Annotated in this window: 12 protein-coding genes; 9 read left to right on the top strand and 3 right to left on the bottom strand. The window is 64.9% G+C overall.

Features of this window, described 5'->3' with window-relative positions:
* Positions 1-131: 131 nt before the first annotated feature.
* Positions 132-572, top strand: a complete 441-nt coding sequence (locus KHO41_RS12755; protein ID WP_211953641.1) for a hypothetical protein — start codon at positions 132-134, stop codon at positions 570-572.
* 48 nt (positions 573-620) lie between these two features.
* Here KHO41_RS12755 and KHO41_RS12750 read toward each other — a convergent pair whose 3' ends face one another.
* Both KHO41_RS12750 and KHO41_RS12745 read right to left on the bottom strand, forming a co-directional pair.
* On the bottom strand, positions 621-2,831 hold the full coding sequence (locus KHO41_RS12750) for a penicillin-binding protein 1A (RefSeq protein ID WP_211953640.1): 2,211 nt from the start codon (positions 2,829-2,831) through the stop codon (positions 621-623).
* A 267-nt stretch (positions 2,832-3,098) separates the two neighbouring features.
* Complete coding sequence (locus tag KHO41_RS12745) at positions 3,099-4,166, bottom strand: porin (RefSeq protein WP_211953639.1); 1,068 nt, start codon at positions 4,164-4,166, stop codon at positions 3,099-3,101.
* Between the two features lie 334 nt (positions 4,167-4,500).
* Here KHO41_RS12745 and KHO41_RS12740 point away from each other — a divergent pair, with 334 nt between their 5' ends.
* Together KHO41_RS12740 and KHO41_RS12735 are read left to right on the top strand one after the other, a co-directional pair.
* Positions 4,501-5,061: a hemerythrin domain-containing protein gene (locus tag KHO41_RS12740; protein ID WP_211953638.1), complete on the top strand. Its 561-nt coding sequence runs from the start codon at positions 4,501-4,503 to the stop codon at positions 5,059-5,061.
* Positions 5,062-5,199: 138 nt separating this feature from the next.
* Positions 5,200-6,729 carry an argininosuccinate lyase gene (locus KHO41_RS12735; RefSeq protein ID WP_211953637.1) on the top strand — a complete coding sequence of 510 codons (1,530 nt, stop codon included), beginning with the start codon at positions 5,200-5,202 and terminating at the stop codon, positions 6,727-6,729.
* Between the two features lie 43 nt (positions 6,730-6,772).
* Here the strand turns inward: KHO41_RS12735 and pedF are convergent, their stop codons facing one another.
* Complete coding sequence (pedF, locus tag KHO41_RS12730; RefSeq protein ID WP_211953636.1) at positions 6,773-7,252, bottom strand: cytochrome c-550 PedF; 480 nt, start codon at positions 7,250-7,252, stop codon at positions 6,773-6,775.
* A 284-nt stretch (positions 7,253-7,536) separates the two neighbouring features.
* On the opposite strand from pedF, the gene KHO41_RS12725 reads away from it, so the two are divergent.
* The 6 genes from KHO41_RS12725 to pqqE all read left to right on the top strand — a co-directional run bounded on the left by KHO41_RS12725 (position 7,537) and on the right by pqqE (position 13,088).
* Positions 7,537-9,552: a sigma-54-dependent Fis family transcriptional regulator gene (locus KHO41_RS12725; RefSeq protein WP_211953635.1), complete on the top strand. Its 2,016-nt coding sequence runs from the start codon at positions 7,537-7,539 to the stop codon at positions 9,550-9,552.
* A gap of 365 nt (positions 9,553-9,917) precedes the next feature.
* Positions 9,918-9,992 carry a pyrroloquinoline quinone precursor peptide PqqA gene (pqqA, locus tag KHO41_RS12720; RefSeq protein ID WP_012355514.1) on the top strand — a complete coding sequence of 25 codons (75 nt, stop codon included), beginning with the start codon at positions 9,918-9,920 and terminating at the stop codon, positions 9,990-9,992.
* 97 nt (positions 9,993-10,089) lie between these two features.
* Positions 10,090-11,007 (top strand): pyrroloquinoline quinone biosynthesis protein PqqB, encoded by a 918-nt coding sequence (gene pqqB / locus KHO41_RS12715; protein WP_211953634.1) that lies wholly within the window; start codon positions 10,090-10,092, stop codon positions 11,005-11,007.
* Positions 11,004-11,696, top strand: coding sequence for a pyrroloquinoline-quinone synthase PqqC (pqqC, locus tag KHO41_RS12710; RefSeq protein ID WP_211953633.1), 693 nt, complete (start codon positions 11,004-11,006; stop codon positions 11,694-11,696). Before pqqB ends, pqqC begins: the two co-directional genes overlap by 4 nt.
* The gene (gene pqqD, locus KHO41_RS12705; RefSeq protein ID WP_211953632.1) at positions 11,693-11,965 is read left to right on the top strand and encodes a pyrroloquinoline quinone biosynthesis peptide chaperone PqqD; all 273 of its coding nucleotides are present in this window, start codon (positions 11,693-11,695) and stop codon (positions 11,963-11,965) included. The genes pqqC and pqqD overlap by 4 nt, the downstream gene beginning before the upstream one ends.
* Positions 11,937-13,088 carry a pyrroloquinoline quinone biosynthesis protein PqqE gene (pqqE, locus tag KHO41_RS12700; RefSeq protein WP_211953668.1) on the top strand — a complete coding sequence of 384 codons (1,152 nt, stop codon included), beginning with the start codon at positions 11,937-11,939 and terminating at the stop codon, positions 13,086-13,088. Before pqqD ends, pqqE begins: the two co-directional genes overlap by 29 nt.
* Positions 13,089-13,689: the final 601 nt, after the last annotated feature.

The raw sequence follows: 13,689 nt of genomic DNA, 5'->3' as shown, positions 1-13,689 counted from the left end.
CGCCGATTCTACAGGCCACGATTGGGGAGAGGATGGCCAGCCGCGGCCTGCCGAACAGAGGGATTGCCTCGGCGCACCGTGTAAACTCGCGCACTGGCCAGACGCCAACCATTCCTGAATTGAGAAAAAACATGACTCGACAACCACTTCGTACCCTGTGCCTGACACTCCTGCTTGCCGCAGCCACCACGCCGGCGCTGGCCGATGACCTGAAGAACGCGGTAGGCGGGGGCCTGGGCGGTGCCGCGGGCGCAGCCGTCGGCGGTGCGCTGGGCGGCAGCACGGGTTCCGTGATCGGCGGTGCGCTGGGTGGCGGCGCCGGCGGCGCGGTCACGTCGAACAAGAAGGAACGCACCGGTGCCATCGTCGGTGGCGCGCTGGGCGGCGGTGCGGGTGCAGCGGCCGGCAACGCGCTGGGCGGCCGAACCGGCGGCATCGTCGGTGCCGCGGCCGGTGGCGCAGCGGGTTCGGCGCTGGGCGGCAACGTGTCGCGCAACAACTATGCCGATGACCACGATCACGGCAATCGCGGCAAGCACAAGGGCCAGAAAAAGCATCGCCACGACGACTGAGCAACGCGACGGGCACGCCGGCGATAGTGCTCGCCGCCAGCCACGGCATCAGAAGTTCCAGAACAGGAAGCGGTGATGCCGTGGCGGACGGGCCTTCCGCGGCGGCCGGCTCTCAGGGTTGAATCGCGCATCGGGATCGATGACTCGCCCCCGTAGCGCCATATCGTAGAACGCGCCCACCATCGGCAGCGCGCTGCGCGCACCCTGCCCCCAGTAGTCGCCGAGCGTCACGCGTCCGTCGTCAAATCCCACCCACGCGCCGGCCACCAGTTGCGGATGCATCAGGATGAACCAGCCATCCGCGTTGTCCTGCGTCGTGCCGGTCTTGCCGGCCACGTCCGCGCGGACGCCGAAGCGCGTCCGGATCGCCGCACCGGTGCCACGAACCACTGCGTCGTGCATCACATCGACAAGCGTTTGCGCCGCGCCAGCCGGCAGGGCCTGTTCGGGCGCCGCGCTGGCAAACTGAGCGAGTACCTTGCCGTCGTGGTCCTCGATGCGAGTCACCATGCGCGGTTCTAGATAAACGCCGCGGTTCGCGATCGTGCTGTACGCCGAGACCATTTCCTTGAGCGTGACCGGGCTGGTACCGAGCGCGAGCGACGGTACCGCCTCCAGCGCACTGTCGCGAACGCCCATTGCACGCGCGAGCCGCGCGACCTTCTCGGGTCCTTCCTTCAGCATGAGCTGGGCGGTCACGCGATTGCGCGAATACACCAGCGCGTCGCGCAGCGTCATCGGTTGGTCGGTCGGCGGTTCGGCGTCGGTAGGCCGCCAGGTCACCTGCCCGGCCGTTGGGATGGCAACGTTCCGGTCCCAAAGCGTGTCACTCGGGCGCGCACCGTCCGCGAACGCCGCCCCGTAGACGAACGGCTTGAAGGTTGAACCCGGCTGGCGCCGGGCCTGCAGCACGTGATCGAATGGCGCGTCGCTGAAATCGCGGCTGCCCACCCATGCCTTGATATCGCCGTTACGCGGATCGATCGCGACGAAGCCCGCCTGCACCTGCGTCTTGCTGCGGCAAAGGGCGCGCACGAAGTTCGGGTTCGCACCGAGCTTCCTGAGCACGGCCGGGTCCGATTCGCCGGCATCGCGTGCCGCGCGATACTCAGACGTTTGCCGCATGAACGTCCGGAACAGCTCGTTGCCCGCCCGGCAACCCGTGTATTCGTTCCATGCCCCGTTCGCGACCCATTGCAGCTGGTTCGCCTGCCAGGCCATCGCCTGCACCGCCATGGCCTGCAGGCGCGAGTCCAGGGTCGTGCGCACCACGAGACCATCGGCGTAGAGGTTGTAGCCGTTGCGATCTGCCCACGCGCTCAGCCACCGGCGCAGCTGCGCGGAAAAATGCGGTGCCGCGCTTCGTGACGCGGTCTGCAACTGGAAATTGACATTGAGCGGTTGCCGTCTGAGCCACGAGTAGGCACTGGGCTTGAGCGTCCCGTACTTGTTCATCTGCCCGAGCACCGTGTTCCGCCGCTGCAAGGCACGCTCGGGATTGAGCACGGGGTTGTAGGTGCTGTTGGCCTTCAGCATGCCGACGAGTGTCGCGCTTTCGAGTATGTCGAGTTGGCGGGCGGATTTGCCAAAGTAGGTACGCGCGGCCATTTCCACGCCGTAGGCGTTGTACAGGAAGGGCACATTGTTCAGGTATGTCTCAAGGATCTGCGCCTTGCTGTATACGGCCTCGATCTTGAGCGCCGTGATCGCTTCCCTGAGTTTGCGCGCAAGCGTCGGTGCGCGGCCGATTTCGTCGGGATACAGGTTGCGCGCGAGTTGCTGCGTGATGGTCGAACCGCCCTGTCGGTCACCGGAGAACGTATGCAGCGCCGCTGACGCGATCCGCAACCCGTCGATGCCGTGGTGCTCGTAGAAGCGGCGGTCTTCGGTGGCGATCAATGCATCCACCATGTATGGCGAGATCTGCCCTAGCGGCACCCATTCGCGGTTGACCGGCTTGAACTCGTCAATGACCTTGCCATCGGCCGACACGATCAGCGCGGGACGATCGATGCGAGCCTTGCGGATGTCGCCGATGCTCGGGGTGAAAGGCACGAGTGCAAGCGCGTAAAGCAGGAACAGCGCGGGCACAGCGGCGAGCGCCAGGAGGATGCCGCGCCGCGTCGGCCGGCGAAGGCGGCGCAGCGCGCCCCCCAGCGCGCGACTGGCTACCGCGATGCCGGCTCTGGCCAGCGGCTGGATGTGGACGAGCCCCCGTGCGCAAGACTCACGAAACAACGATACATAGCGGCGATTCACGGGGACGGGGCGCGTTGCGGAAAGAGCGCGATCGTATCAAAGGGAAAGGACGCTTCCCCGGCCCAATCAGGCTGCGGGCGCACCGCATTAACAGACGATTACAAATGTTTCGACTGCGCAAAGATCATGTTCCGCCGGCCCTCGCGACCATGACAAAAAAGGCCGGCATAACTGCCGGCCTGAAAATCCCTGACTCAGTGACACGTCAAGGTCGATATGAACTGTCCTGGCTGCCTGGCGGCGAGCCAGTTCTCGTGCTGAGGCGAATCAGAAGCGGTGACGCACGCCCACCATTGCACCGGTCTGGTTTTGGCCCGGCAGGGTATTGGGGGTCCCCGTCACGCCATACGTCGCATTACCCTTGTTCGTGACGTAGCCCAGCAGCACATACGCGTCCGTGCGCTTGGAGAACGCATAGTCGGCATTCAGCACGAACATCCACGAATCCTTGCTGTCCGTCCGGGCGTCGGTGTAGTACGCCGCGCCGGTCAGCGTGAAGGCCGGGGTGAACTTGTAGAGCGCGCCCAGCCAGTACAGGTTGTCGTGGCGCGCAGTACCGGTGGTGACTTCGTCGCGCATCCAGCGGTAGCCGGCGAACGCCTTGGCATCACCGAACGCATACGACGCACCGATTGCCGCACGCCGGGCGCTGAGGTCCGACGTGGCGATGGTGCTGCCCTGGTACTGGTCATAGGCGGCGCCCACCGAGAACGGGCCGTTCGCGTAGGCCAGGCCACCGCCGAAATTGGTGCCGACCTTGAATTGGCCAGGGACTTCACCGCCAAGACCGGCGTTGACATCGCGCCCGAAGCTGTAGAAGCCGGTTGCCGTCAGGCCGCCAAACTTGCCGGTGTACTTGATGGCGTTGTCGGCGCGGCCATTGAACTGGTTATCAACGGAATTCAGCGAGTAGACGGGCCCGGCCCCCATCGGGTCGTAAGCACCGAACAGGTCATAGAGCGAGTTCTGCTGACGGCCCAGCGTGACGGCACCGAAGTCGCCCTGCAGGCCGACATAGGCTTGCCGGCCGAACAGCCGGCCGCCCTGGGCCGATTTGCCGGTGTCGATGTCGAACCCGCTTTCCAGCACGAAGATGCCCTTCAGATTGCCGCCAAGGTCCTCGGCGCCGCGCAGGCCCCAGCGCGAGCCAGAGAGGCCGCCGGACGTCACGCCCGTGACCGAGCCACTGCCATTGGCACCACCGTTGACGTGGTTCTGAAAACTGATGCCGGCATCGGCAATGCCGTACAGCGTCACGCTGGACGACGATTGGGCGAAGGCGGCACCGGACACGGCGCAAGCTGCGGCTGCCACGGCGAAGAGATGTTTGTTCACTGTCGATTCCAGTATCTGTTTTTTGCGGTTGTTCCTCACGGTGGCGTTAGCGGCTCTCAAGCCCGCGACGGCACTACCGTTTCGGCCCGCCAGATACTGCGTCAGCAATGTGACACCCATAAGTAAACAATTACACGGAATCCAGAATGGTCTTTCCAAAATCACGAACAATCGCCGGGTGGGCGTTGGCACGCGTCTGACCACTATGCGTGAACCGTTCTATTGATCTGGATCAGTTCCAATTGGTGGCCGACGACTATCGTGTGCACACGGGCCTCGCGAACCCGAGCAGCGGATTCGACCACCAACTTGACGAGCTTCCCAGGAGGGGACCATGGCCAACCCACTCGCCGTCTGGCATACCGACCATATCCATTTCGCCAGCCTGCTCAACCTGCTGGAACAGCAGGTCACTGCCTTTCACCGGGGAGAGGAGCCAAACTACGGCTTGATGGGCACGATCATCTATTACATGCGGAACTACGGCGATCTGTTGCACCACCCGCGCGAAGATGTCGCCTATGCCCTGCTCGTCGAGCGCGATCCAGGCATGCAGATTATCCTCAGCCGACTGCTGCAGGAGCATCGCGTGATTGCCACGGTGGGCGAAGAACTGCTCAGCCGTCTGCGCGAAGCAGAGAGCGAGATCGTTACGTCGCGAGCCGCTTTGGAAGCTGCGGCAGCCATGTACCTTGTCTACTATCGCAACCACCTTTCGACTGAAGAGGGACTGGTCATGCCGCGTGCGGCTCAGTTGCTGACCGAAGCGGACTGGGCAGAGATTGCTGCCGCCGATTCGGCCATTGCCGATCCGCTGTTCGGCGCCAGGGTGCAGGAACGTTTCGCGAACTTGCGCAAACAGATCGACGGGGAAGCGAAGGCATACATGCACTGACTCGGGAGGTAGCAGAGAAGCGTCAATCCATCGGCCCGAATGGGCATCCGGCAACAATCCTGGCTGGACCGGTCGACGAACGCGCAATGATGCGCGAACATTGCCGACAATAAACGTCCCCCAGATACAGGAGATGCCATGCCCCTCACGCGGTGGAAGCGCAATACCTCGCGCCTCCTCAGATCGTCCGCCCTCGTCCTGGTTGCCGCCTCGGTAGCACCCTGTCCGGCTTTCGCCGCGGAGGGCGTCCACCACGACGCCTTCTACTGGCTCGGCGAGATCAACAAGGCATCCGCCGTCATCAACACCGACGAAGGCCTGCTCGACAAGTCGCTGGCGCCGAAGGTTGCCGGAGGCATTGCCACCGTGCTCGCCAACGGCGACAAGCCAGGCGGCAAACGTCCGTCGACCGTCATTACGTTCGAGCCGCTGATGATCCAGGCCGCAGGCCAGGAGGTCACCCTGCTCCACGCCGGCCGTTCCAGCCAGGACATGCTGGCCACGGTCCGCGCGGCGATGCTGCGCGACAAGGTCCTGGCGCTGGCCGACCAGCTGAACAAGACCTCCGCGACCATCGTCGGACTGGCCAGGCAGCATGCCGGCACCGTCGTGCCCAACTACACCAATGGCGTAGCCGCGCAGCCGAACAGCTACGGGCATTACCTGCTCGGCATTACCGCCGGACTCGACCGCGATGCCGAGCGGCTCCGTGAAGCCTATCGCCGCATCGACCGCTCGCCGATGGGCACGACCGTGCTCAATGGCACCGGCTGGCCGCTGAATCGTACGAGGATGGCGAGTTACCTCGGCTTCTCCGCACTCGTCGACAACGCCTATGACGCGTCGCAGATCAGCGCCGTCGATCTGCCGGTCGAGGTGGCGTCGATCGTGACCAGCATCGGCCTGCACGCCGGAAGCTTCATCGAAGATGTGATGACCCAGTATGCCCAGCCGCGTCCGTGGATTCTCCTGCGCGAAGGCGGCGGCAATACCTATGTATCGAGCGCGATGCCACAGAAGCAGAACCCCGGACTGCTGAATTCCACACGGGAACGCGCGTCGACCGCGCTGACACTGGCGATGGGACCCGTCATGCGGGCACACAACCTGCCGCCCGGCATGTCCGACGCCAAGGATGCCGTCGTCAACGGCGAGATGGTCGACAGCGCGATCCGCGTACTGCAGGGCTGGGACAAGATCATGCAAGCCCTCGTCATCGATCCGAAGCGCGCGCTGGAGGAACTGGACAGCGACTGGACCGCATCGCAGGAACTGGCCGATGAACTGATGCGCAAGTACAAGCTGCCGTTCCGCGTCGGCCATCATTTCGCGTCGGAGCTGGTCGAGTACGCGAAGGCGCATGACATCCGCCCGAGCGCATTTCCCTACGCCGAGGCGCGGCGCATCTATGCCGAGGCGGTACGCAGCTACAGCAGCAACGCGGATTTCCCGATGAGCGAGGCCGAATTTCGCGCGGCGCTGGATCCGGTGGCCATCGTCAACCATCGCGTCACGAGCGGCGGACCGCAACCCGCGGAGATGGCACGCATGCTGAAAGAGGAAGACCAGAAAATTGCACAACAGGACGCGTGGATCAAGACAACGCGCGGCACGATCGATGCGTCACTGGCCCGGCTGGATCGGGATTTCAGCAAGCTGTTGAAGTAAGGCGTGGCGGCCTTCCCAGCGAGGCCGCCCGCTCGATGCTGCCTCACTCGTGCCGCGATTCCAGATAGGTCTTGATTGCCCACACGGCTTCCTGGCTCAGCACGCCATCGAACGGCGGCATATAGACACGCCCGTCGCGGGTGCGGCCCTTGCGTACGGTGGTGGTGAAGTATTGCGAGATCTCGGTCATGCAGGCCTGCTTCTTCTTGGCATCGCCCAGCGACACGCAATCGCCATCGAGCTGGCGCAGGTCGGGGGCGATGCCGCCAGACACCGCTTCCAGGCCGTGGCAGCGCGCGCAGTTCTGGTTGTAGGCCGAACTGCCGATACGCTGGGCCTCCTTTTGCTCGGCGCCGGCGCGATAGGGGTTGTCCGGACGCCATTCGTCCCCCAGTTGCGGCAAGGATTTGGTGTCGACGACTTGCGGCGTGACATCGCCGTGGGCCCAGACTGTCCCGGGCGGGACAGCGCTAAGCATGGCGCAGAGCGAAAACAAGGCAAGCAGGCGGCGCTGCGTTCTCATGAGTGTCTCCTACAGTTGTGGATGGGATTTTTGTTTGCCATCATTTCCGCAAGAGACATACCAGCGCGCCGCAACAGGCGCTGCACGGCGTTGCATCAGGCTTTCCGGCGCACGCATCCGTGTGTGCGGCGCACCATCGCCGCGTCGGTGTCCCGGAATGCCACACTCTGGCAAGCGTTTTGCTTCATGGCGCAACACTGTCGACCACCCGCCCGGCTACGGCGATGAAGGCCGGCTGCGACCCGCGCAACAGATCGCGGGCGATGACCATAGGAGACCCAGACATGACCATCCCAGCGGAGCCCACTCGCCCTGCCATCTCCGGAGAGACGGGCGACGGGGCTGCCCCGCCCGAGCGAGCCGAACTCATCGCGCAGGCCCATCAGCGTTCCGCCTCCTATGGCCTCCGCCCGTACGAGTCGCCGGACTTCTGCCCGGTGCTCCAAAGCGAGCTGAAGACCCGCATCGAACGCAGCCAGTCGCTCTTCACCTACGCGCTGCCGGTGATGGAGACGCTCTACGACCAGATCGTGAACACGCAGAGCATGGTGATCCTGACCGACGCCGACGGCCTGATCCTGCACTCGCTGGGTGACGACGATTTCCTCGCGCGTGCCGACAAGGTGGCGCTGCGCGCGGGCGCGGACTGGTCGGAAGAGAGCCGCGGCACCAACGCCATTGGCACCGCGCTGGCCGAGAACCGCGCCACGCTGGTCCACGGTGCTGACCACTTCCTGCAGGCCAACCAGTTCCTGACCTGCTCGTGCATGACCATCCTCGACGCCTACGGCAAGACAGTCGGAGCGCTCGATGTGACGGGCGACCAGCGGGGTTTCCACAAGCACACCATGGCGCTGGTGCGCATGTCGGCGCAGATGATCGAAAACCAGTTGTTCGGCAACGCGTTCCGCGACATGGTATGCATCCACTTTCATTCACGCGCGGAGTTCCTGGGCACGCTGGTGGAAGGCATCGTCTCGTTCACGCCGGGCGGGCGCTTCCTGTCGTCTAACCGCAGCGGACATTTCCAGCTGGGCCTGACCAACAAGGCGCTGCAGGCGCATACTTTCTCTTCGCTGTTCGGGATGCCGTTGTCCCTGTTCTTCGATGCCGTGCGCGGCGCGCCGGCCGGTATCGTGCAGTTGCAGATGCCGAGCGGCGTCAAGGTCAGCGCACGCATGGAATGGAAAGCCAATCCGGCCTCGATGCCAGCCACGGCAATGTCCACGAGCACACCGGAGGCCGTCGCGGCACCGCGGCGCCTCTGCGCTGCCTCCGCCCGGCCTGAAGGGCTGGCTGATCTGGACACTGGCGACGCGCAGGTCCGAACCGTGATCGGAAAGCTGCGCAAGGTCATCGGCAAGGACATCCCGGTCATGGTGCTCGGCGAAACCGGCACGGGCAAGGAACTCATGGCACGCGCGATCCATGCGGACAGCCCGCGCCATGCTGGCCCCTTTATCGCGGTGAACTGCGCGTCAATCCCCGAGAACCTGATCGAGTCGGAACTGTTCGGTTACGAGGAAGGCGCCTTCACCGGCGCGCGCAAGAAAGGCGGCATCGGCAAGATGCTGCTGGCCAACGGCGGCACGCTGTTTCTGGACGAGATCGGCGACATGCCGCTGCATCTTCAGGGGCGGCTGTTGCGCGCGCTGCAGGAGCGCGCTGTCCAGCCGCTGGGCAGCAGCAAGGTGATCCAGGTGGATGTCCTGGTGGTGTGCGCCACCAACCGTAACCTGCGCGAGATGGTCGCCAGCGGCCAGTTCCGCGAAGACTTGTACTACCGCCTGAACGGGCTCGTGGTGCGGCTGCCGGCGCTGCGCGAACGCAGCGACCTCGACGTGGTAGCGGGCAAGCTGCTGCGCCAGGATCAGGGCCATGCCGGCGGTGAGCCACCCCGCATCAGCGACGCCGTGATGGAAATGTTCCGGCGCTATCACTGGCCGGGCAATATGCGCCAGCTCGGCAACCTGCTGCGCACGGCGCGCCTGATGGCGGAAGGCGAAGCCGAGATCACCGAAGACCACCTGCCCGACGACTTCCTGGACGACCTGCGCGAACGACAGGAGCAGGCAGTGACGCCGGTGGCCCAGGCGGTGCCGGCATCCGCGGCCTTATCTGTCGGGCAGGCGGCCGCGCAACCCACACGGCTGTCAGAGGTCGAAGCGCTTGCCATCGTCGCCGCGGTGAATGCGCACCACGGCAATATCTCGGCGGCGGCCAAGGCGCTGGGGATTTCGCGCAATACGGTCTATCGGAAGATGGAAGAGGCGCGCGGGCTGTCGCAACCTCCGGGCTGATCCCGATCGCCGCGAGACAGTAGTGTCCCATTTCTGAACAGGTGTCCCACGCTAAAGCAGTGATGACACAGCGAGCAGGCAACTGCTTGCATGCGGTAAACGCTCACTGTGCGGCCTGATGCATCGCAGCATGCATCGCCCGCCGCCGCGCGGCGCAAAGGCGTGGGCCACACCGCCATTCCCCGCCAGCCATGCCCCCCCAACCGTGGGGCCGCTCACGCACGTAACGAGCATCCGGCATACGCGGTTCGACGCAGACATAAGCTGAAATCACTCTGGGCATGGATGTTGCCTTTGGTGGACGCGGCAGCCAGTCTGCCGCGCCAAGACGAACGTCACTAACGATGCCAACCAAGGAGAGAGACATGACCTGGACCACGCCTGCTTATACCGAGTTGCGGCTGGGCTTCGAGATCACGATGTACATCGCCAACCGCTGAAGCCTGCTGCACGCGGCGGCGTGCCTGCGTGCGGTCCGGCATGCCGGGCCGCACGCCCGCCCCGTGCCGTGATGAGCCACCCCGACTCGCTCACGCCATGACAACTATTCGCGTACTCGGATCGGCCGCCGGCGGCGGCTTTCCGCAGTGGAACTGCAACTGCCACAACTGCGATGGCGTGCGCCGCGGCACCGTACGCGCCACGCCGCGCACGCAGTCATCGATCGCCCTGACCAGCGACGGGCCGGATTCGATCCTGGTCAACGCATCGCCCGATATCCTGCAGCAACTGCGCCAGACGCCCGCGCTGCAGCCGGCACGCACGCCACGCGATACCGCAATCGCCGCGGTGTTGTTGATGGATGCGCAGATCGACCATGTCACCGGGCTGCTGATGCTGCGCGAGCATCGCCAGGCGTTACCGCTGTTTGCCACGGCCGCGGTGCTCGACGACCTGAGCCACGCGTTCCCGCTCACCCGCATGCTGTCGCACTACTGCGGTCTGGAGACGCATACCCTGCCCTGCGACGGCACGTCGTTTTCCGTGCCGCCGCTGGACGGTGTCATGCTCACCGCAGTGCCATTGCAAAGCAAGGCGCCGCCCTATTCGCCCGGGCGCCACGCGCCGCGCGTCGGCGACAACATCGGCTTGCGTATCGAAGACCGCCAAAGCGGGCGTCGCGCGTTCTATGCGCCGGGGTTGGGCAGCATCGACGACCATGTCTTCGCCGAGCTGCGCAGCGCGGACATCGTGCTGGTCGACGGCACGTTCTGGCGTGAGGACGAGATGCAGTCGCTCGGCTTCTCCGCCAAGACCGCCGCCGATATGGGCCACCTGCCGCTGTCGGGCCCCGGCGGCATGATCGAGATCCTCGCCCGGCTGCCCGCGAGCCGCAAGATCCTTATCCACATCAACAATACCAATCCCGTGCTGGTGGAAGACTCGCCGGAGCGCGCCGTGCTGGCGCGGCACGGCATCGAGCTGGCGTACGACGGCATGGAGATCGCGCTATGACATATTCCACCGCATCGAGCCCTGCGGAATTCGAAGCCCGGCTGCGAGCAAAAGAAACGGGCTACCACATTCATCACCCGTTCAACCAACGCATGGCGGCCGGACTGTGTTCGCCCGGGCAGATTCGCGCCTGGGTCGCCAATCGCTTCTACTATCAAGCCAATATCCCGCTGAAGGACGCCGCCATCCTGGCCAACTGCCCCGACCGCGACACGCGCCGCGAGTGGGTAGTACGCATTCTCGACCACGACGGCACCGATACCCAGCCCGGTGGCATCGAAGCCTGGCTGCGCCTTGGCGAGGCCACAGGACTCGAGCGCGAGGCATTGCTCGACCATCGGCACGTGCTGCCAGGCGTGCGCTTCGCCGTCGACGCCTATGTCAACTTCGCGCGGCGCGCGCCGTGGCAGGAAGCGGTGTGTTCTTCGCTCACCGAGATGTTTGCGCCGGAGATCCACAAGGAGCGGCTCGCAGGCTGGCCCACGCATTACCCGTGGATCGAGCCCGCCGGTCTCGATTACTTCCGCTCGCGCATCCCGCTCGCGCAGCGCGATGTCGAACACGGCCTGCGCGTGACGCTGGACTACTTCCGCACGCCGGAGCAACAGCAGCGCGCCGCCGATATCCTGCAATTCAAGCTCGACGTGCTGTGGTCGATGCTCGATGCCATCCAGCTAGCCAACCCATGACGACCGATCCGCCAGACCTCGCCCGTCCGGTCCTGCACCGGACCTTCCGCCTGCAGTGGGAAGAGGCCCAGCAGAGCTGGGTGCTGCTCTACCCCGAAGGCATGGTGACCCTTAACGACAGCGCTGCCGCCATCCTGCAGCGCTGCGATGGCAGCCATACGCTGGACATGGTGATTGACGACCTGCAGGCCGCATTCGGCGTGCAGGGCATCGCCCCTGAGGTACACGCCTTTGTCAAACATGCGACCGAACGCGGCTGGCTGGTCTGAGCCCCGTGCCGCCGAACAGCCAGGCCCGCCGCTGTGGCTGCTGGCCGAGCTGACCTACCGCTGCCCGCTGCACTGCGCGTTCTGCTCCAACCCGGTGGACTATGCCCGGCACACGGCTGAACTCGACACCGCGCAATGGTGCGATGTATTCACGCAAGCCCGCGCGCTGGGTGCGGTACAGCTCGGACTGTCCGGCGGCGAGCCGCTGTTGCGCAAGGATCTGGAAGCGCTGGTGCGGCATGCGCACGGGCTTGGTTTCTATACGAACCTCATTACCTCCGGCGTTGGCCTGACCGATGCCCGGCTCGCTGCGCTGCGCGAGGCGGGCCTTGACCATATTCAACTCTCATTCCAGGACTCCACCCGGGAACTCAACGATTTCCTGTCCAGCACCCGCACCTTCGACCTCAAGCAGCGCGTGGCGAAGCTCATCAAGGCGCACGACTACCCGATGGTGATGAATTGCGTGCTGCACCGGCACAACCTGCCCCATGTCGGCACCATCATCGAAATGGCGTTGCAGATGGGCGCCGAGTACCTGGAGCTGGCCAACACGCAGTATTACGGATGGGCATGGCACAACCGTCTGGCGCTGATGCCGACGCAGGAGCAATTGCTTGAGGCCGAAGACGTCGTCAGGCGATACCGCGCGCGCATCGGCAAGCAGTGCCAGATCCTGTTCGTGGTGCCCGACTACTTCGAAGGCAAGCCCAAGAAGTGCATGAATGGCTGGGGCACGACCTTCCTGGGCGTGGCGCCGGACGGGACTGCGCTGCCGTGCCACGCGGCGCGCATGCTGCCCGGCCTGGCTTTGCCGAACGTCACGACGCAAGGACTGCGTGAGATCTGGTGCGACAGCGAGGCGTTCCGCCGCTTTCGTGGCACCGCGTGGATGCAGGAGCCCTGCCGCTCATGTGACCACCGGGAGGAGGACCACGGCGGCTGCCGCTGCCAGGCTCTCCTGCTGACCGGCGACGCCGCCGCGACGGATCCGGTGTGCGAGCGTTCCGGCGAGCATGGCAAGGTCAGGGAGATCGTGCTGCAAGGCAGGCTGGCGGCGTCGCAGCCGATGGTGTTTCGCAGTGATGGCAATTCACTGTGGCTGAGTAGTGGGGGGGGATGAGGGGGTGGGTTTTGTGGTTGGGGTTGGGGTGTCGTTCTTGGCTGGCGCCGCGGTTTTGCCGGCGTAGCCGGCGGGGGTTTTGGGGTTGGGATTGGGGTGTCGTTCTTGGCTGGCGCCGCGGTTTCGCCGGCTTGGCCGGCGGGGGTTTTGGGGTTGGGAACGGGGTGTCGTTCTTGGCTGGTGCCGCTGTTTCGCCGGCGTAGCCGGCGACCTACTCTTTTGTCCGAGCGACAAAAGAGTAGGCAGAAAAGCGCGTCGTTGCCGCTGGCCATCAATTCCACGGCGGCAGGGGTTCAAACGGCTTTGGACGCCAGCGATGGTGGTCAGCCGTTCGACCCTGCTACGCCATGTGAGTCAGAACCTGTGCCTCGCGCGGCACGGCTTTTGGACGATCCCCAAGACGGACTCGGGTACAGCGTTTCAACACGGTCAGGGGTGGGACGCCTTCGGCTGCGCTGCGCGCACGTCGTCGTCTGGGTGCGATCTCATCAACGTCGCTGGCGCCTAGGTTCGTCCAAGGTCCTTTCTCGACTTCGGCATGCCATGCGCGGGCATGGTCACCGAGGCGTGGTTCGCCTTGGGCCTGTGTGCTCAGACTTGA

Origin of the sequence: Cupriavidus numazuensis (assembly GCF_905397435.1) — a bacterium.
Classification (GTDB): domain Bacteria; phylum Pseudomonadota; class Gammaproteobacteria; order Burkholderiales; family Burkholderiaceae; genus Cupriavidus; species Cupriavidus numazuensis.
This window is presented reverse-complemented; position numbering and strand designations above follow the sequence as displayed.

What these genes read in the sequence shown, in the direction of transcription:
- pqqB (WP_211953634.1), top strand. Translation starts at nt 10,090, where the DNA reads ATGACAACTATTCGCGTACTCGGATCGGCCGCCGGCGGCGGCTTTCCG.
- pedF (WP_211953636.1), bottom strand. Translation starts at nt 7,252, where the DNA reads ATGAGAACGCAGCGCCGCCTGCTTGCCTTGTTTTCGCTCTGCGCCATG.
- KHO41_RS12735 (WP_211953637.1), top strand. Translation starts at nt 5,200, where the DNA reads ATGCCCCTCACGCGGTGGAAGCGCAATACCTCGCGCCTCCTCAGATCG.
- KHO41_RS12755 (WP_211953641.1), top strand. Translation starts at nt 132, where the DNA reads ATGACTCGACAACCACTTCGTACCCTGTGCCTGACACTCCTGCTTGCC.
- pqqC (WP_211953633.1), top strand. Translation starts at nt 11,004, where the DNA reads ATGACATATTCCACCGCATCGAGCCCTGCGGAATTCGAAGCCCGGCTG.
- pqqE (WP_211953668.1), top strand. Translation starts at nt 11,937, where the DNA reads ATGCGACCGAACGCGGCTGGCTGGTCTGAGCCCCGTGCCGCCGAACAG.
- KHO41_RS12740 (WP_211953638.1), top strand. Translation starts at nt 4,501, where the DNA reads ATGGCCAACCCACTCGCCGTCTGGCATACCGACCATATCCATTTCGCC.
- pqqD (WP_211953632.1), top strand. Translation starts at nt 11,693, where the DNA reads ATGACGACCGATCCGCCAGACCTCGCCCGTCCGGTCCTGCACCGGACC.
- KHO41_RS12725 (WP_211953635.1), top strand. Translation starts at nt 7,537, where the DNA reads ATGACCATCCCAGCGGAGCCCACTCGCCCTGCCATCTCCGGAGAGACG.